Genomic DNA, 16,135 nt, shown 5'->3' on the forward strand with positions numbered 1-16,135 from the left:
TTTTGGCAAACAAAGAAGAAAATGGGAACAGAAAAAGTAATACTGGTTAACGATAAAGATGAACAAATAGGCTTGATGGAAAAGATTGAAGCCCATGAAAAAGCTTTGTTACACAGAGCATTTTCGGTGTTTGTCTTTAATGACAAAAATGAACTGATGATCCAGCAGCGAGCCCTGGGAAAATACCATTCCCCGGGATTGTGGACCAATACCTGTTGTAGTCACCAAAGGGAGGGCGAAAGCAACATCGCCGCGGGAAAACGCAGGCTTATGGAGGAAATGGGCTTTACTACCGATCTTAAGGAAACCATAAGTTTTATTTATCGGGCTCCTTTTGATAACGGGCTTACCGAGCACGAATATGATCATATTCTGGTTGGATATTTTAATGAAGATCCCAAACCTAATCGACACGAGGTAGCTGACTGGAAATGGATGTCTCTGGAGAAGATAGAAAGAGACATGGAGGAAAACCCTGATGATTATACCGAATGGTTTAAAATAATCTTTGATAAATATTATAAACATATTCAGCAATGAGATTAACCGTACACAGAAAAGCTCATTTCAACGCTGCACATCGGCTCTATCGAAAAGATTGGGACCAGGCTAAGAATGAAGCCGTTTTTGGCAAATGCAGTAATCCGCATTTTCACGGGCACAATTATGAACTGGTGGTTTCGGTTAACGGTGAGATCGATGAGGAAACGGGTTTTGTGATGGACCTGAAGTTGTTGAAAGAACTGATCTACGAAGAGGTAGAAATTACTTTTGATCATAAAAATTTAAATGAAGAACTTCCGGAATTTAAAGACCTCAATCCAACTGCAGAAAATATTGCGGTGGTGATCTGGAATAAACTCCGTAGAAAATTAGAACCTGAGCTGAAGCTTGAAGTAACACTTTATGAAACTCCAAGGAATTTTGTTACCTATAGCGGAGAATAAATGGCATTAAAAATTGGAGATCAGGTGCCCGATTTGAGCCTGAAAGATGAAACCGGTAAAGAGTTTAATTTCCGAAATGCCGATAATAAGGCTTTGGTGGTTTATTTTTATCCTAAAAATTTTACTCCGGGATGTACCAGGGAAGCCTGTGGTTTTAGGGATAGCTATGAAGATTTCAGAGAGCTTGGCGCCGAGGTGATTGGGGTGAGTTCAGACTCAAAGGAGTCGCATTCAAAGTTTAAAATCAAACATCAATTACCATTTTTGTTGCTTTCAGATTTCAACAAGAAGGCCCGAAAGGCTTTTGGTGTGAGATCAAATTTGCTTGGGCTTCTTCCTGGCAGGGAAACCTTTGTTTTTAATAAAGCGGGGAACCTAATTTTTAGATTTAATAGCTTGAATTCAAGTATTCATATTGAGGAGGCCTTCATAGCGCTTCGGAAAAGCCTTCAGGAATAAAAAAATGTTTTTATTTTGAGCTGTTGATATGAAAAAATAGACTAAATTCGCAGCCGAAATTTAAGCATTATGGCAAGTAAAAGATTATTGAAAAGGGATTTGAATTATGTGTTAGGCGATATTATTGAAGCCGCTTACATAAACCAATTAGCAAATCCAAAACAGGATCCTAAGCAAACTGAAGCGATCGTTGATGAGGCGATCACCACTTTCGATGAGCTTATCGTTAAAATAAATCAGAAAGATGTTGAGAATAAAAAGCAACATTTTAAAGCGATAGAAAAAGAACTTGAAACTAAGGCACAAGGCCTTGTAGGAAAAATAAACGCTTTATAAAAGATAAGCGTGTTTTTTTGCCGATGTAGCTCAGCTGGCTAGAGCAGCTGATTTGTAATCAGCAGGTCGTGGGTTCGAGTCCCTCCATCGGCTCTTAATTAAAACCTCTCATTCTTGAGAGGTTTTTTTGTGCCTGGTGCTGAGGGACGAGAAGCTTGTCCTGAGCGGAAGCAGCTTTTTTACTGCTGTAGGCGAAGGGAGTCCCTCCATCGGCTCTTAATTAAAACCTCTCATTCTTGAGAGGTTTTTTTGTGCCTGGTGCCTGATACTTGAGGGATCGGAAAGCTCCTGAACCAGATTTGTTTTCGGCAATGAAGAGGATTTCTAAACGAGGCAGAAAAAGGGAATCAATAAAAAACCTCCCGGAAAAGGGAGGTTAAGAGTTTAGAATATTTTTAAGCTTTATTCCTGTTCTGTAGCCGTATCCTGCTCAGCTAATTCTTCTTCTATCTCTTCCTCTTCGTGTCTTTCTTCTAAAAAGCGTTTTAATTCCTTCCCATACAAAGATTGCTGAACATTCTTATCAAGAGAGGTGTAAATTGTATCGAGATATTTGATGTTAGCATCGAATACTTCTGAAAGTGCAAGATATGGAGCAAGCTCCAGGTCCTTATTATTGATCGCAAAATTTACGGTATAAAGATATCTGCGCTTCAATAAATTTTCATATTTCCTGTCTATTGCCATTAGGCGTTCTTCATCCCCAACTTTTTCAGCTTCGAAACTTTCCTTGATTAGATCGAGGTTGTTGTCATTAAATCTTTTCTGAATCTTACGGTATTCCATAAGTTTTTCCTGGTTGCGGGAACCGACTATTTTTGCATCCTGAAATTTTTCCAGGGTAGTGACGATACTAACTTCACCTTTATCTCCAAAGAAATCCAGACGATCATTGTACTCCGAATTATCTACTTTGTCCAGTGAGAGGTACATCATCTGCGGACTTTCAATATAGGCTTCCAGAATGAACTCTGAATTTCCATTTACCACTATAGAATCTACATTCACCAGAAGAGTGTCATCAATTTTCTGAAGATATACTGTTCCTTTTTTCAGACCTTTGATGTTGGTGTTCACTATTAGATTACTTTCCTTTGTTGAACAGGCCGAAACCCCAATTAGGATCAATAAAAGAAGGCTTAAATTTTTCATTTTTAGTTTAGTATTTAGGAGCGCAAATATCTTATAAATTATTGTTTAAAACTAACTCCCTGCGGCGATTTGCATTAAAATAGTAGTTAGAATTGCGCCATATGTTCCAACAACGTAACCGAACACGGCCAGTAATACCCCTACGGTTGCAAGGGAAGGGTGGAAGGCTGCTGCTACCACTGGCGCCGATGCTGCCCCACCAACGTTCGCCTGACTCCCTACAGCAAGGAAAAAGTAAGGAGCCTTTATGATCTTCGCCGTTAAGAAAAGTACGATCACGTGAATTGACATCCATACCAGGCCAATACCAATCAGGCCGGGATTATCAAAAACCATAGTAAGATCCATTTTCATCCCGATTGTTGCTACAAGTATATAAATGAAAATACTACCTAATTTACTTGCTCCGGCACCTTCATAACTTTTAAGGCGGGTGAAAGAGAAACCAATGCCAATTGCCGTGGCGATAGTGATCATCCAGAAAAAACTGGAAGAAAAAGAAGAAAGAGCGCTTTTTTTGTCGGTGAAAACTTCAAAATTGGCCGATAAATATTCCGAAATCCCATCGGCCCCAAAGTGGGCAATACCTACTGCTCCAAAAGCCAGAGCCAGCATAATCATATAATCTGGCAGTCCAGGGTTTCTGGTTACGCTTGCCGCGTAATTGGAAACTTTGTTTTTAAGATCTTCTATTGCCGAGTTATCAGCTTTTAACCAGCGATCTATTTTATCGGTTTTGCCAATTCCCATTAATAGACCGGCCATCAAAAGGTTGGCCACTACGATATCTACAAGCACCATTCCTCCGTAAAGGTCTGGATTATATTCGTATATTTCCAACATAGCTGCCTGGTTCGCTCCTCCGCCAATCCAACTTCCTGCAATGGTGGAAAGTCCTCTCCAGATCGCATCGGGACCAACTCCCCCCACGGTTTCAGGAGAGAAGGTGGAAATAAGCAAAATAGCCAAAGGCCCGCCAATTACGATACCTATGGTACCGGCAAAGAACATAATAAGAGCTTTCGGTCCCAGGTTAAAAATTGCCTTGAGATCGATACTAAGGGTCATAAGGACAAGGGCGGCCGGTAAAAGATAGCGGCTGGCTACAAAATAAAGTTGTGAAGACTGTTCATCAATAAGCCCAAGAGAATTGAAAATTGCAGGGAGTAAATAGCACATTAAGAGTGCAGGAACTACCGAATAGAATTTTTTCCAGAAACCTTCTTTTTGGGAGGAAGTGTAAAAAACAAATCCTAGGGCTATCATTAAAAGTCCGAAGACTATTGCATCATTGGTAAAAAGGGCATTTTTCATAAGAATAATTAAATAGGTGCGCCAAAATACAATTTTTCTTAAACTATTCTTAAAAGCTGAACCAGCATTTTTAAACAAATTAAGAATGGAACTTTGACTCTTAGAAAGATGTTTTAAAGCTTGAAGAGCTTCTTCAATGAAGTTGCCACACCATCTTCTATGCCGGCATCGGTAATCACATTGGCAACCTCCAGCACTTCCTGGCGTGCATTAGCGACGGCAACGCCCATTCCTACACCTTTGATCATCTCAACATCATTGTAGTTATCACCAAATGCGATACAGTCTTTTGGGCTTAAGTTATAGTGTTTGGCCAGCAAAAACTGGATAGCAGTAAATTTTGAGATCTTCTTATTGGCGATTTCGAGATAAGTGGGTTTGGAACGGTACAGATGTAATTGGTTCGGATATTCTTTCATCAAAAAATCTCTGATGGCATCGATTTCTGCCTCGGTACCCATCGCCATAATCTTATGAGCGCTTTTGTTTTCTGATTCCCATTTTTCAAGAACTTCCTTATTGGATTTTATTTCCGGAGAAATCCCGGTATTATTCTCTTCTCTGGCGGCCCATTGGTCTCGTTGTGGCACATACCATTCGTCATTATGATATAGGCTAAGGTGACAGTTTATTTCCCTGTTAAATGCTGAAAGACCGGTGAGGGTGGTAAAAGGAATCTCAGTGGAGCTCACTGGCTCTCCATTTACCAGAATGAGTCCACCGTTATAGCTTATTATAGGCTGATCTTCTATCTCCAAATCCTGCTGAAGGTGGCGCATGGCTGAAGGCATTCTCGCAGAGATAAGCACCACCGGAAGTATTTTCTTCACTTGTTTTAGGGTATCGATGGTGGATGGTGAAAGCACACGATCCCTGTTAAGTAAGGTGCCATCAATATCTGAAAAGATGATTTTGTATTGCATTGAAAATTTACTTATGAAATCTATATTTTTATGGGGCGCAAGATATAAATCTAATTTTTGTTTTTGGGATGTCTTTTGGCCTCTTTCAGCGATTTATTCAGCATCCATTCTATCTGGCCGTTTGTGCTTCTGAATTCATCAGCAGCCCACTTCTCGATGGCTTTCAACATCTCTTCATCTACCCTTAGTGCGAATGCTTTTTTATTACTCATACTTCTATTTGTCAATGTTTTTAACGAACTCTACCAGAGTCGGAATGAGATCAGGATGTAAAGGGCGTTTAGGCTCGTTATAAGACTTGGCATTTACCAGAGCATCATTTCCTTTAATTTCCCTGAAAATGTGGTTCATATCTTCGAGTAGCACCAGTTTTGAATCGGTAGCCGCATCCTTTAATATTTTAGCTTCAGAAGTTTCCACCTGGATATCAGCGGTTCCCTGGATTATTATTACCGGTATTTCAAGTTTTGCAATTTCTTCAGCAGGATCATATTTTATCCAGGAGAGCATGTAGGGTTGCACACTCGGCCGGAAAATAGATTCCAGAACAGGTTCGTAGCTGTTTGTGCTTCCTTTTTTGATTAGTTCATCAAAAGACTCTCTTGTATTCTCCCTGAGTCCTGGCGCCTGTTTTCCAATTTGTTCTACAACAATCTTATCGATACTTTGGCCGGCTCCGGCAAGAGAAATAAAAGCATCTGTATTTTCATTTGCAGCAAGTATTCCAATCAGGGAGCCTTCACTATGACCTGCGAGAATGATTTTGCTGAATTCACCTTCTTTGCTGAAATGGGTTATTATCGATTGCACATCTTCTACAAAATCTTCAAAACGTAAGTCTTCTTCTTTGATCTTTAATTTATTCATTTTGAAGATACGCTTGTCAAACCTGAAGCTGGCAATCCCTTCTTCTGCCAGTTGATGAGCGATTTTTTTGGCAAAATCACTCTTCATCATGGCTTGATTCCCATTCCGGTCGGTGGGACCTGATCCCTGGATGAAAATCACCAGAGGAGAGTCTTCGGTAGCCAAAGGTTTGGTTAATGTGCCATCAATATATTTGTTGATACTAAGCTCTTCTTCCTGAAATATTGTTTCCTGGGCGTAAAACCAGGAAGTGCATAAAAAGAGGCTAAACAAAATATTTTTCATTATTTAAATGTTTTATTATTAAAGTGCCGGGTGATAACCTGCCTGGCCTGATTGGGTTTCCGGGTGCCAATCAGGAACTTTTTTCCCGATTTTTCCACAATCTGGATTCCGGTTTTACCCGATACATTCCAGGCCTGATTTTTTCCGAAAGCTCGTAGGCCCCAACCCCCATATTCCCTTAATGGAGAATAGGTCCTAACGTAGCATTGTGTTATTTCATTCCAGGAATAGTGCCTGTGTAAAAATTTTAATGGACTCCATCCAACGCTAATTCCAGAGGAATCAATACGGGTGTTTAAACTTAAAGAGAAAATTAAAACAGTCAATAAAACAACGGGCGTTAGGGCAAAGAGTAATACAAAATTGATTTCGTCTCCATAAAATATGTGTTGCTCCCTGAAGAGTTGAATAAAAATTGTAAGAAAAACTGCTCCCGGAATGAGAAATGCCCACCATTGTCTAAAAGACTGACTTTCCTTAAAAATTCTCATTTTAGTGGTTTAGGGTTCCAGCATTTACCACGGGAGTGGCATCTTTATCACTACAAAGCACTACCATTAAATTGCTTACCATTGCTGCTTTTCTTTCTGCGTCTAAATCGACAAGGTTCTTTTCACTTAGATCGTGTAAAGCCATTTCTACCATACTTACCGCGCCTTCCACGATCTTATGTCGGGCGGCGACAATCGCTGTTGCCTGCTGGCGCTTAAGCATTGCACTGGCTATCTCATTGGCATAGGCAAGATATCCGATCCTTGCTTCCAAAACTTCTATTCCAGCGATCTCCAGCCGTTCTTCCAATTCACTTTCCAGGGCTTCACTTACTTCGTTCACACTGGAGCGAAGGGTGATATCTTCATCCAGGCCCTCATCGGCAAAATTGTCATAGGGGTAAAGGCTGGCGAGTTTCCTAACGGCGGCATCTGTTTGTACGACCACAAAATTCTCGAAGTTATCTACATCAAAAGAGGCCTTGAAAGTATCCCGTACCCTCCATACCAAAATAGTGCTAATCATTACCGGGTTTCCGAGTTTATCATTCACCTTTAACCTCTCACTATCGAAATTTCGCGCACGTAGAGAAACTTTCTTTTTAGTGTAAAAGGGGTTCACCCAAAAAAGTCCGTTTTGTTTCACTGTTCCTTTGTAGTCGCCAAATAAAAGGAGTACCCTGGAGCCATTAGGGTTTACGAGGATAAGTCCGGGGAGAATAAAGAGGGAAATAATTACAGCAGCCAGAAACCAGGCATTTTCAAGAATGATAAAAGCTGCAATGCTTCCTATAAATAAAATAAAAAAAACAAACAGCATAATGTAGCCGTTGGAGGGTTTAAGATCTTTTTCCTGATTCATGACATTAATTGGTTAGTTGATATTAATTTGATATCATAAATATATGATATTAAATTTAAGAATGGAGGAGAATTAACATTTAAATAATTTTGGCTTGATTATCTTTGCCTAAAATCAAATATTTCATGAAGAGATCAATTTTAGTTTTATTCGCGATATTTTACACTGGCATTGGCTTTGCCGAAAATGACTGGGGTAAAACCGGGCATCGTACCACAGGAGAAATTGCCGAAAAACATTTAAGTAAAAAGGCCCAAAAGGCTATTTCGGAACTTTTAGAAGGACAAAGCCTCGCTTTTGTGGCCAATTATGCCGACGATATAAAAAGCGATCCCGATTACCGTAAATATGGACCCTGGCATTACGTAAATATAGCCCCCGAAGACGACAAATATGTGCGGGAAAAGGCAAATAAAGATGGAGATCTGCTTCAGGCCATAGAAAAGAGTATAGCAGTTTTGAAGGATAAAAATGCTTCTCGTGAAGACAAGAAGTTTTACCTTAAGATGTTGGTTCACTTTATGGGGGATTTACATCAGCCTTTCCACGTAGGTCGTGGGTCCGATAGGGGCGGGAATGATATTCAGGTAAGATGGTTTAATGAGGGCTCAAATATTCACCGTGTCTGGGACAGCCAGATGATAGATTCCTATCAGATGAGTTATTCAGAATTAGCAGAAAATCGTAAAGAATTAACCAGAAAGGAGTTGAAGGAAATAGAAGAAGGTAATCTTCTTGATTGGGTTTATGAGTCCAGGGAGATGGCAAATAGATTATACGATTCAGTAGAAATAGGGGAAAAGCTTGGGTACGAATATATGTACAAATGGTTTCCAAGGCTTAGAGAGCAATTGCATAAAGGCGGGGTGCGTTTAGCCAAGGTTTTAAATGAAATCTACCGTTAAGAAATTTCAATGAATAAGAAAGGCTGCCTATGGCGGCCTTTTTTAATAAATTTTTCTGAACGTTAGGTTCAGTCGGGGTCCAATATTCTTTTTTGTTTTGGGCAACTGGTGTTTCCAATGCTGTTGAGTTGCTTCTTCCATCATCAAAAGGCTGCCGTGTTTCAGAAGAATCTTTTCTTTGAGATTTTTATCGGTTTTGTGTTTTAGGTGAAATATTCTCTCGGCACCGAAACTTACAGATGCAATTACAGGATTTTGACCCAGCTCTTTTTCATCGTCAGAATGCCATCCCATGCTATCCTGCCCATCGCGGTAGAGATTGGCAAGACAGGAATTGAAGCTTAGTCCTGAAAATACTTCCACGCTTTTTTTAATCTCTAGAATTTCTGCTGAAAAATCTTCTGGTTTCAACTTAAGTCCCGAATAGGCATAGTTAATATCTTTTTCAGCAAAAAAGGCACTCAAGCGAGGCTGTAAATATTCTTTCCCGAAGAGTTTGATCTTATCTTGTTTCCAGGGAATTTCTTGTCCTAATTTTTCAAAATAAAAATTAGCATCTTTTAGTTTAAAGAAATCGGGAATATATCTAAGACGGGCATCCTTTAAATCAAAAATTTCAATTTTCATTCTTAGAATTTTAAGTAGAACCAGGCCCACCAAATCAGAAAAAACTGAAGAGGAATTCTTAACCATAATGCCCATTTAGGAATTCCAGCACCGGCCCTGGTTGAACTAAGCATATAAAAATGTACGCTTAGGAATATTATCAGCATTAAAATTAACCCATATACCGCCAAATCTTTTGTTGCCGGGAAAAAAAGGCCGAAGCCCAGTATTATTTCGGCCAACCCACTTAGGTACACAAGTAATTTATGGTTTGGAAGGTATCGGGGCATGATTCGCTGGTACATTTTTGGCTTTAAGAAATGTAAAAAGCCTGCGAGAATATACATTAGGCCCATTGCGTACAAATGCCACGGATAGTTCATGGATAAATTTTGATTATTTATAAAACTAAAGTGGCCCAAAGGAATTTAAAGAAAATTTAAGTAAGTTTTAACAACTGTATTGGAATTTAAGTAGAAAACACTTAATTTTCAGCTCCCTTAAAAAGGCCAACCAAATCTGCTATTTTGAGAAAAAGCTTTCTTTTGCTTATATTTTTCTGTGCCAGCCTGATTTTTCCTTTTGCACAGGAACAAAAAGCAGTGAAGCAGGACAGCCTGGAAAAACTTCTTAACCAAACCGCAGGTTTTCTTAATGAATACAGCTATCATGAAGGTATTGATCGGGCTTTGAAACTTTTAGATGCTTCCAAAGCCTTTGGTAGCGATTATTATCATTTTCATGCCCATAATTTCCTAGGCCTTGCTTATTCAGAACTCGATGACACGATAAGAGCAAAAAAAAATTATGAATATGCTCTCGATTTTGCTCAAAAAGCCAAAAATGATACCCTGATTCTTTGGGCCTATAATAACCTGGGAAATATATATTCTGATAACCCTAAAACTGTAAACAGGGGTATAGAGATGTATGAAAAGGTTATTCTTCTGGCCGAGGAAGTGGCAATGCCCGAGGAAGGCTTAGCTCCCAAGATAAATATCGCCTGGACCTATCTTGATATAGGGAAACCTCATAAGGCTCAACCTTATTTAAAGGAATCGGTTGAGTTGCTGGAGGACAAAGAAGATAATTATGTGCGATCGCAGTTATACATGTTGTTGGGAAGGTATAACCGGGCTATTTCCAAACCTGACTCGGCAGAGGTTTATTTAGCCGAAGCCTTTAAACTTGCTGAAGAAGATTCGTTAATCCTACCCGCTGCCGAAATATCCAGGGAATATGCCGCGTTACTTTTTGAGGAAGCACGATACCGGGAGGCTTACTTAAATCTTTCCAGGTATGAAGAATATAGAGCAAAAATTTTCGAAAAGGAAAAGCTGGAACAGGTTGAAGCCGCAAATGCGAGATTTGATGTAAGCGAATACCAGAAAAATCTTGAGCTAGCCAAAAAGGAGCAGGTCTTCCAGGAACAAATTATTAGCAAATCTAATGAGAAGGTTGTGGTAATGGTGATCTCCTCTTTTATATTAATGCTTATCCTGTTGATCCTGAATAAGATTAACCAGGACCGGAAAAGCTTAATTTATGAACTGCGAACAAAAAATCGTCAGTTACGGGAAGCAAAAGAAAATGCTGAAAGGCTTAGCCTGCTAAAAACCAGATTCTTTTCTACTGTTAGCCATGAATTAAGAACGCCGCTTTACGGCGTGGTCGGGATAACCTCTTTGTTATTGGAGGAAAAAGGCTTGAAAAAGCATTATAATGATCTTAAATCTTTGAAATTTTCAGCGGATTATCTTTTGGCTCTTATAAATGATGTGTTACAGATGAATAAGATGGAATCTAACCTGGTTTCTCTGGAGCATATTGATTTCAACCTGGAAGAGTTGATGTTGAGCATTGTTAAAAGTTTCGAATTTACCCGACTTCAGAATCATAATAAAATCCATTTTGAGATTGATGAAAGAATCCCGAAATCATTGAAAGGTGATCCCGTTAGGTTATCACAAATCCTAATGAACCTGGTAGGAAATGCAATGAAATTTACCGAGAGAGGAGATATTTATATTTCGGCCCGGCTGCGGGATAGAGGTGGTGTTAATGCAAAGATTCATTTTGAGGTTAAGGATAATGGGATAGGTATTCACCCGGCCAAGCAAAAACTCATTTTTGAGGAATTTGCTCAGTTAAAAAGCTCTAATTACAATTACCAGGGTACCGGGCTCGGGCTGCCGATAGTAAAAAAATTACTTAAACTGTTTGGTTCAGAAATTCAACTCGAAAGTGAAGAAGGGCAGGGCTCTATCTTTAGTTTTGTAATTGCTTTTGAGGTAGGTTCGGTTAAGGAGATGGAGACTAATAAAGCCGAGGTAATATCAAAAGATTATTCAGGACATAAATTGGTGCTCATCGTTGATGATAACCGAATAAACCAGGTGGTAACCCAGCGCATTCTTGAAAAGAAAGATTTCATTTGTGAGGTTGCGGCTAATGGTGAGGAAGCTATTGAGAAAATACGAAATCACTCCTATAACCTGGTGCTAATGGATGTAAATATGCCAGGGATAAGCGGATTGGAAGCTACCAAACGAATCCGGGAATTCGATTCTGATGTACCAGTAGTCGCACTTACAGCCGTAGAAATCGAGGAGATAAGGAACAAAATATTTAAGGCAGGGATGAACGATATTATCGTTAAACCCTATGACGTCCAACAATTCTACCAAATCGTTTACCGAAATCTGAGGGTAGAAATGCTAAAGGAATTGAATTCTTAAAATCTAGGCTTATAAATAAAAAAAACAGGCTGTCTTTCGCACAGCCTGTTTTGTAATAAAGTATTTAAAAGAGAGCTTATTTAACCATATCAAAACTGCGTTTGATAAAAGCAGTAAGTTCCTCTCCTTTTAACAGGTTTTGAGATAGTCTTGCCAAATCAAGGGATTGTTTGATCAATCGTTCCTGTTTCTTGGCTGTTTTAGTGTTTAAAATATCAGAGATAAGCGGGTGATTCGTATTGATCACCAGGTTGTACATCTCCGGCATATTTCCCATTCCAAACATTCCGCCACCACCGGTTTGTTGCATTTCTTTCATCCTTCTCATAAACTCGGGCTGAGTAATGATAAGAGGAGCTGCATCGCTATCCATAGCTTCTAACTGCACGGTGTACTTCTCTTTCGGAACGACATTTTCAAAATCGGCTTTAAGCTTTTCTTTCTCTTCGTCAGAAAGTTTTGAAATCTTTTCCTCATCTTTTTTGATTAGGTTATCTACCTGATCGGCATCAACCCGTACAAATGAAATCTTTTCCTTTTCACTTTCCAGCTTCTGAAGCAGGTGAGGAACAATTGGTGAATCCAACAGTAAGACCTCGTAACCTTTTGCCTTAGCAGCTTCAATGTAGCTGTGCTGAGAATCCTGGTTTGAAGCATAAAGAATAACCATATTGCCGTCTTTATCGGTTTGGTTATCTTTTATTTTCTTCTCTAGCTCCTCATAGGTAAGGTAGGTGTCATCCACCGTTGGATAAAGGGCAAATTTTTGCGCTTTTTCAAAAAACTTATCTTCGGAAAGCATTCCGTATTCGATCACTATCTTAATATCATTCCATTTCTTTTCAAAATCTTCACGATTGTTATTGAAAAGGGATTTTAGCTTATCGGCAACCTTTCTGGAGATATAGCTGGCGATCTTTTTCACATTGCTATCGGCCTGCAGGTAAGAACGGGATACGTTCAAAGGAATATCCGGCGAATCGATAACTCCGCGTAGCATCGTTAAAAATTCAGGTACAATACCTTCTACATTATCTGTAACAAAAACCTGGTTTTGATATAATTGAATCTTGTCACGCTGAATGTCCATATTCCCTGTTAATTTCGGGAAATAAAGAATTCCGGTAAGGTTAAAAGGATAATCTACGTTAAGGTGAATGTGAAATAAAGGTTCTTCGAACTGCATTGGATACAATTCGCGATAGAATTCTTTATAATCTTTATCTTCCAGCTCATTAGGCTGCTTTGTCCAGGCCGGATTTGGGTTGTTGATAATATCATCAACCGTTTTGGTTTCTGGTTTAGCGTCTTCCGGAGCATCTTCAGGAAGAGGCAGAGTTTCTTCTCTGGTCCCAAACTTAATCGGGATAGGCATAAACTTATTATACTTGGTTAGCAACTCACGAATTCGGGCTTCTTCCAAAAACTCTTTGTCATCTTCATTGATATGAAGAATGATTTCTGTCCCATGCTCTTTCTTGTCAGCATCTTCAAGAGTGAATTCCGTAGTGCCTTCACACACCCAATGGGCTGCGGGTTCGTCTTTATAAGATTTGGTAAGGATCTCCACCTTATTGGCCACCATAAAAGCCGAGTAGAAACCAAGGCCAAAATGTCCAATTATTCCACTGTCTTTAGCAGAATCTTTATATTTTTCAAGGAATTCTTCGGCGCCAGAGAAAGCCACTTCGTTTATATATTTCTCAACTTCCTCTTTAGTCATACCAACTCCCTGATCAATAACGTGTAAGGTTTTGTTTTCCTTATCGATCTTCACTTCAATTCTGGGGTTGCCATAATCTACTCCTCCGGCTTCACCAATAGCGGTAAGGTGTTTTAACTTTAGGGTCGCGTCAGTCGCGTTGGAGATAAGTTCCCGTAAAAAAATCTCGTGGTCGCTGTAAAGAAATTTCTTTATCAGCGGAAAAATATTCTCAACAGATACATTAATGTTTCCGGTTGCCATATGTACTTATAATTTTAATTAATCTTGTTTGGTGTTCACTAGTCAAAAAAAATACCATTAACATCCCGCTGACAAACTGACAGCGCAATTGTAATTCAAGAAAAGCTTTTTCGTCTAACAAACTGTTGCTAATGTTCCTACGAAATATTTAACAAACTTTTTGTTTAATTTTATGTGTTTAAAATTAAACAAAACTTATCTTTGAAGAATAAAATATGCTATGAGTACAACAAAGAAAAATACCACCACAAAAAAGAGTTTAACCAGTGATAAGCTTATTTCTCTTTACATGGATTACGTCCTTGAAAATGAGAAAACTCCAAAAAGTGTTTACAAATTTTGCAAGGATCATAAGCTTAAAGAAGAGGAATTCTATAATTTCTTTGGAAGTTTTGAAAGCCTTCAAAAAGGTATCTGGGAGCGTTTTTTCGAGCATACTCTTAAGGTGCTGGAGAGCAGTCCCGAATATCACGAGTTCACCAATCGGGAAAAGATGCTCACCTTCTATTATACCTTCTTCGAGATGCTTGCGGCTAATCGTAGTTTTGTTTTGTTTAGCTTAAGACAATACGAAAGCAAGCTTAAGAACCTGGAGCAGTTAAAGGGCTTGAGAAAACAAGTGAAACATTTTGCACAGGAATTAATCAAGGAGGATAACGAGACAAAAAATTTAAAGGTCCTTAAACAATCAGAAGCTATTTTTTCTGAAGCCGCCTGGATTCAGTTAATGTTTTTGTTGAATTTCTGGATGGACGATAATTCAGCAAAATTTGAGAGTACTGATGTGGCTATAGAAAAATCTGTGAACACCGTTTTTGATGTTTTCGACAATACCCCTTTGGAACGGGTTATAGATTTTGGAAAATTCCTTTGGAAAGAAAAAATGGCTTAAATGAAGACAATAGATAAAATACCCACAGGAAAGCTGGGCCGAACTTCAAAAATGGTGACCACCGGTGTAAAAGTTGGTGGTAACTATCTGAAATATTACGGAAAAAAAGCTTTCAATTCTGAACTTAGCCGTGACGAATTGGATCAAAGTAATGCCGACGATATCTACGATGGTTTAAAAAGCCTGAAAGGTAGCGCTCTAAAAGTAGCACAAATGCTTTCTATGGAAAAGAGTTTGTTGCCAGGCGCTTATGTAGAAAAATTTAGCCTGGCACAGTTTAGTGTGCCGCCGCTATCGGCACCTTTGGTAAGAAAGACCTTTAAAAAATACAATGGAAAATATCCTGAAGAACTCTATGATACTTTTACCAGTCAAAGCGTGAATGCCGCCAGTATTGGCCAGGTTCACCGCGCCGAAAAAGATGGGAAAAAACTTGCTGTGAAAATTCAATATCCGGGCGTGGCAGAAAGTATCAGTTCAGACCTCGCGATGGTTAAACCCATCGCGACCAGGATGTTTAATCTTCAGGGAAAAGATTCAGAAAAATATTTTAAGGAGGTGGAGGGAAAACTTCTGGAGGAAACTAATTATTTGTTGGAAGTACAGCAAAGCAAGGAGATTTCTGAAGCCTGTATGCATATACCTAATTTGAAATTCCCCAAATATTATGAGGAGCTATCCAGCGAGCGTATCATAACTATGGACTGGATGACCGGGGTTCATCTTAGTGAATGGGCAAAGATAAATAATGACCAGGCTAAGGCAGATAAAATAGGGCAGGCGCTTTGGGATTTTTATATGTATCAGATGCATAGTCTGAAAGCCGTGCATGCCGATCCGCATCCCGGGAATTTTCTCATCGATGAAGAGACTGAGCTTATCGCCATAGATTTTGGTTGTATCAAACAGGTGCCTGAAGATTTCTATGTGCCTTATTTTGAACTGGCCAAAAAGGAAAATATTGATGACCCTGAATTCTTCAATGCTAAATTATATGAACTGGAGATTCTAAAAAAAGATGATTCTTCCAGGGAGGTGGAATATTTTTCTGAGTTGTTTTACCAGATGTTGAGTTTATTCACTCGTCCGTTCCATACTGAAACTTTTGATTTTGCCGATGAATCTTTCTGGAGTTCTATCACAGAATTAAGCGAAAAATACAGCAAAGACACCGAATTAAGAAAAATGAACGGGAACCGGGGAAGCAAACATTTCCTCTATATTAACCGTACATTTTTTGGCTTATACAATTTGCTTCATGACCTGAAAGCAAAAGTGAAGATTAATAAGTTCCATGATTATCTTTCATAATTGAGGTTTTATTTATTGGTTAGGTTGTAGAAAGCCTGATCGCTTTATTTGCGATCAGGCTTCTTATTTTGAAGAATCTAA

The 16,135-nt window shown here is 39.1% G+C and carries 18 protein-coding genes and 1 tRNA gene; 9 read left to right on the forward strand and 10 right to left on the reverse strand.

Going from position 1 to position 16,135, the window contains the following annotated elements; all coding sequences use genetic code 11:
• The first annotated feature begins 21 nt into the window (after window positions 1-21).
• The 5 genes from idi to VIM94_RS12560 all read left to right on the forward strand — a co-directional run bounded on the left by idi (window position 22) and on the right by VIM94_RS12560 (window position 1,835).
• On the forward strand, window positions 22-540 hold the full coding sequence (idi, locus tag VIM94_RS12540) for an isopentenyl-diphosphate Delta-isomerase (RefSeq protein ID WP_332039643.1): 519 nt from the start codon (window positions 22-24) through the stop codon (window positions 538-540).
• The gene (locus tag VIM94_RS12545) at window positions 537-947 is read left to right on the forward strand and encodes a 6-pyruvoyl trahydropterin synthase family protein (protein ID WP_332039644.1); all 411 of its coding nucleotides are present in this window, start codon (window positions 537-539) and stop codon (window positions 945-947) included. The genes idi and VIM94_RS12545 overlap by 4 nt, the downstream gene beginning before the upstream one ends.
• Window positions 948-1,406: a peroxiredoxin gene (locus tag VIM94_RS12550; protein ID WP_332039645.1), complete on the forward strand. Its 459-nt coding sequence runs from the start codon at window positions 948-950 to the stop codon at window positions 1,404-1,406. It begins immediately after the preceding gene.
• Window positions 1,407-1,475: 69 nt separating this feature from the next.
• Complete coding sequence (locus tag VIM94_RS12555; protein WP_332039646.1) at window positions 1,476-1,742, forward strand: hypothetical protein; 267 nt, start codon at window positions 1,476-1,478, stop codon at window positions 1,740-1,742.
• Between the two features lie 19 nt (window positions 1,743-1,761).
• A tRNA-Thr gene (locus VIM94_RS12560) sits at window positions 1,762-1,835 on the forward strand.
• A gap of 309 nt (window positions 1,836-2,144) precedes the next feature.
• On the opposite strand, the gene VIM94_RS12565 is transcribed toward VIM94_RS12560, so the two are convergent.
• From VIM94_RS12565 to VIM94_RS12595, 7 genes are all read right to left on the reverse strand, one after another.
• Window positions 2,145-2,894 carry a DUF4369 domain-containing protein gene (locus tag VIM94_RS12565; RefSeq protein WP_332039647.1) on the reverse strand — a complete coding sequence of 250 codons (750 nt, stop codon included), beginning with the start codon at window positions 2,892-2,894 and terminating at the stop codon, window positions 2,145-2,147.
• Between the two features lie 51 nt (window positions 2,895-2,945).
• The gene (locus VIM94_RS12570) at window positions 2,946-4,208 is read right to left on the reverse strand and encodes a DUF819 domain-containing protein (RefSeq protein WP_332039648.1); all 1,263 of its coding nucleotides are present in this window, start codon (window positions 4,206-4,208) and stop codon (window positions 2,946-2,948) included.
• A gap of 113 nt (window positions 4,209-4,321) precedes the next feature.
• Window positions 4,322-5,131, reverse strand: a complete 810-nt coding sequence (locus VIM94_RS12575) for a Cof-type HAD-IIB family hydrolase (protein WP_332039649.1) — start codon at window positions 5,129-5,131, stop codon at window positions 4,322-4,324.
• Between the two features lie 50 nt (window positions 5,132-5,181).
• On the reverse strand, window positions 5,182-5,343 hold the full coding sequence (locus VIM94_RS12580; protein ID WP_332039650.1) for an Arc family DNA binding domain-containing protein: 162 nt from the start codon (window positions 5,341-5,343) through the stop codon (window positions 5,182-5,184).
• Between the two features lie 4 nt (window positions 5,344-5,347).
• Complete coding sequence (locus tag VIM94_RS12585) at window positions 5,348-6,283, reverse strand: alpha/beta hydrolase family protein (RefSeq protein ID WP_332039651.1); 936 nt, start codon at window positions 6,281-6,283, stop codon at window positions 5,348-5,350.
• Window positions 6,283-6,774, reverse strand: a complete 492-nt coding sequence (locus VIM94_RS12590; protein ID WP_332039652.1) for a hypothetical protein — start codon at window positions 6,772-6,774, stop codon at window positions 6,283-6,285. Before VIM94_RS12590 ends, VIM94_RS12585 begins: the two co-directional genes overlap by 1 nt.
• Window position 6,775: 1 nt before the next feature.
• Entirely contained in the window at window positions 6,776-7,636 is an 861-nt protein-coding gene (locus VIM94_RS12595) for an SPFH domain-containing protein (RefSeq protein WP_332039653.1), read from the reverse strand.
• Between the two features lie 125 nt (window positions 7,637-7,761).
• On the opposite strand from VIM94_RS12595, the gene VIM94_RS12600 reads away from it, so the two are divergent.
• Window positions 7,762-8,541, forward strand: a complete 780-nt coding sequence (locus VIM94_RS12600) for a S1/P1 nuclease (protein ID WP_332039654.1) — start codon at window positions 7,762-7,764, stop codon at window positions 8,539-8,541.
• Between the two features lie 42 nt (window positions 8,542-8,583).
• On the opposite strand, the gene VIM94_RS12605 is transcribed toward VIM94_RS12600, so the two are convergent.
• Both VIM94_RS12605 and VIM94_RS12610 read right to left on the reverse strand, forming a co-directional pair.
• Entirely contained in the window at window positions 8,584-9,168 is a 585-nt protein-coding gene (locus tag VIM94_RS12605; RefSeq protein WP_332039655.1) for an alpha-ketoglutarate-dependent dioxygenase AlkB, read from the reverse strand.
• Window positions 9,169-9,170: 2 nt separating this feature from the next.
• A complete protein-coding gene (locus VIM94_RS12610; RefSeq protein WP_332039656.1) occupies window positions 9,171-9,530 on the reverse strand; it encodes a hypothetical protein in 360 nt (119 codons plus the stop codon).
• A 144-nt stretch (window positions 9,531-9,674) separates the two neighbouring features.
• On the opposite strand from VIM94_RS12610, the gene VIM94_RS12615 reads away from it, so the two are divergent.
• Window positions 9,675-11,885, forward strand: coding sequence for a tetratricopeptide repeat-containing hybrid sensor histidine kinase/response regulator (locus VIM94_RS12615; RefSeq protein ID WP_332039657.1), 2,211 nt, complete (start codon window positions 9,675-9,677; stop codon window positions 11,883-11,885).
• Between the two features lie 76 nt (window positions 11,886-11,961).
• Here the strand turns inward: VIM94_RS12615 and htpG are convergent, their stop codons facing one another.
• Complete coding sequence (gene htpG / locus VIM94_RS12620; protein ID WP_332039658.1) at window positions 11,962-13,851, reverse strand: molecular chaperone HtpG; 1,890 nt, start codon at window positions 13,849-13,851, stop codon at window positions 11,962-11,964.
• Between the two features lie 220 nt (window positions 13,852-14,071).
• Here htpG and VIM94_RS12625 point away from each other — a divergent pair, with 220 nt between their 5' ends.
• Both VIM94_RS12625 and VIM94_RS12630 read left to right on the forward strand, forming a co-directional pair.
• Window positions 14,072-14,743, forward strand: a complete 672-nt coding sequence (locus VIM94_RS12625) for a TetR family transcriptional regulator C-terminal domain-containing protein (RefSeq protein WP_332039659.1) — start codon at window positions 14,072-14,074, stop codon at window positions 14,741-14,743.
• Window positions 14,744-16,054, forward strand: coding sequence for an ABC1 kinase family protein (locus tag VIM94_RS12630; protein WP_332039660.1), 1,311 nt, complete (start codon window positions 14,744-14,746; stop codon window positions 16,052-16,054). It begins immediately after the preceding gene.
• The last annotated feature ends 81 nt before the right edge of the window (window positions 16,055-16,135 follow it).

The organism is Salegentibacter sp., assembly GCF_036568425.1.
Lineage (GTDB): Bacteria > Bacteroidota > Bacteroidia > Flavobacteriales > Flavobacteriaceae > Salegentibacter.

Bases quoted from the DNA above. Each gene is read 5' to 3' on its own strand.
- VIM94_RS12550 (WP_332039645.1), top strand. From the start codon at position 948: ATGGCATTAAAAATTGGAGATCAGGTGCCCGATTTGAGCCTGAAAGAT.
- VIM94_RS12630 (WP_332039660.1), top strand. From the start codon at position 14,744: ATGAAGACAATAGATAAAATACCCACAGGAAAGCTGGGCCGAACTTCA.
- idi (WP_332039643.1), top strand. From the start codon at position 22: ATGGGAACAGAAAAAGTAATACTGGTTAACGATAAAGATGAACAAATA.
- VIM94_RS12580 (WP_332039650.1), bottom strand. From the start codon at position 5,343: ATGAGTAATAAAAAAGCATTCGCACTAAGGGTAGATGAAGAGATGTTG.
- VIM94_RS12590 (WP_332039652.1), bottom strand. From the start codon at position 6,774: ATGAGAATTTTTAAGGAAAGTCAGTCTTTTAGACAATGGTGGGCATTT.
- VIM94_RS12610 (WP_332039656.1), bottom strand. From the start codon at position 9,530: ATGAACTATCCGTGGCATTTGTACGCAATGGGCCTAATGTATATTCTC.
- VIM94_RS12600 (WP_332039654.1), top strand. From the start codon at position 7,762: ATGAAGAGATCAATTTTAGTTTTATTCGCGATATTTTACACTGGCATT.
- VIM94_RS12595 (WP_332039653.1), bottom strand. From the start codon at position 7,636: ATGAATCAGGAAAAAGATCTTAAACCCTCCAACGGCTACATTATGCTG.
- VIM94_RS12585 (WP_332039651.1), bottom strand. From the start codon at position 6,283: ATGAAAAATATTTTGTTTAGCCTCTTTTTATGCACTTCCTGGTTTTAC.
- VIM94_RS12545 (WP_332039644.1), top strand. From the start codon at position 537: ATGAGATTAACCGTACACAGAAAAGCTCATTTCAACGCTGCACATCGG.
- VIM94_RS12605 (WP_332039655.1), bottom strand. From the start codon at position 9,168: ATGAAAATTGAAATTTTTGATTTAAAGGATGCCCGTCTTAGATATATT.
- VIM94_RS12570 (WP_332039648.1), bottom strand. From the start codon at position 4,208: ATGAAAAATGCCCTTTTTACCAATGATGCAATAGTCTTCGGACTTTTA.
- VIM94_RS12575 (WP_332039649.1), bottom strand. From the start codon at position 5,131: ATGCAATACAAAATCATCTTTTCAGATATTGATGGCACCTTACTTAAC.
- VIM94_RS12565 (WP_332039647.1), bottom strand. From the start codon at position 2,894: ATGAAAAATTTAAGCCTTCTTTTATTGATCCTAATTGGGGTTTCGGCC.
- VIM94_RS12625 (WP_332039659.1), top strand. From the start codon at position 14,072: ATGAGTACAACAAAGAAAAATACCACCACAAAAAAGAGTTTAACCAGT.
- VIM94_RS12555 (WP_332039646.1), top strand. From the start codon at position 1,476: ATGGCAAGTAAAAGATTATTGAAAAGGGATTTGAATTATGTGTTAGGC.
- htpG (WP_332039658.1), bottom strand. From the start codon at position 13,851: ATGGCAACCGGAAACATTAATGTATCTGTTGAGAATATTTTTCCGCTG.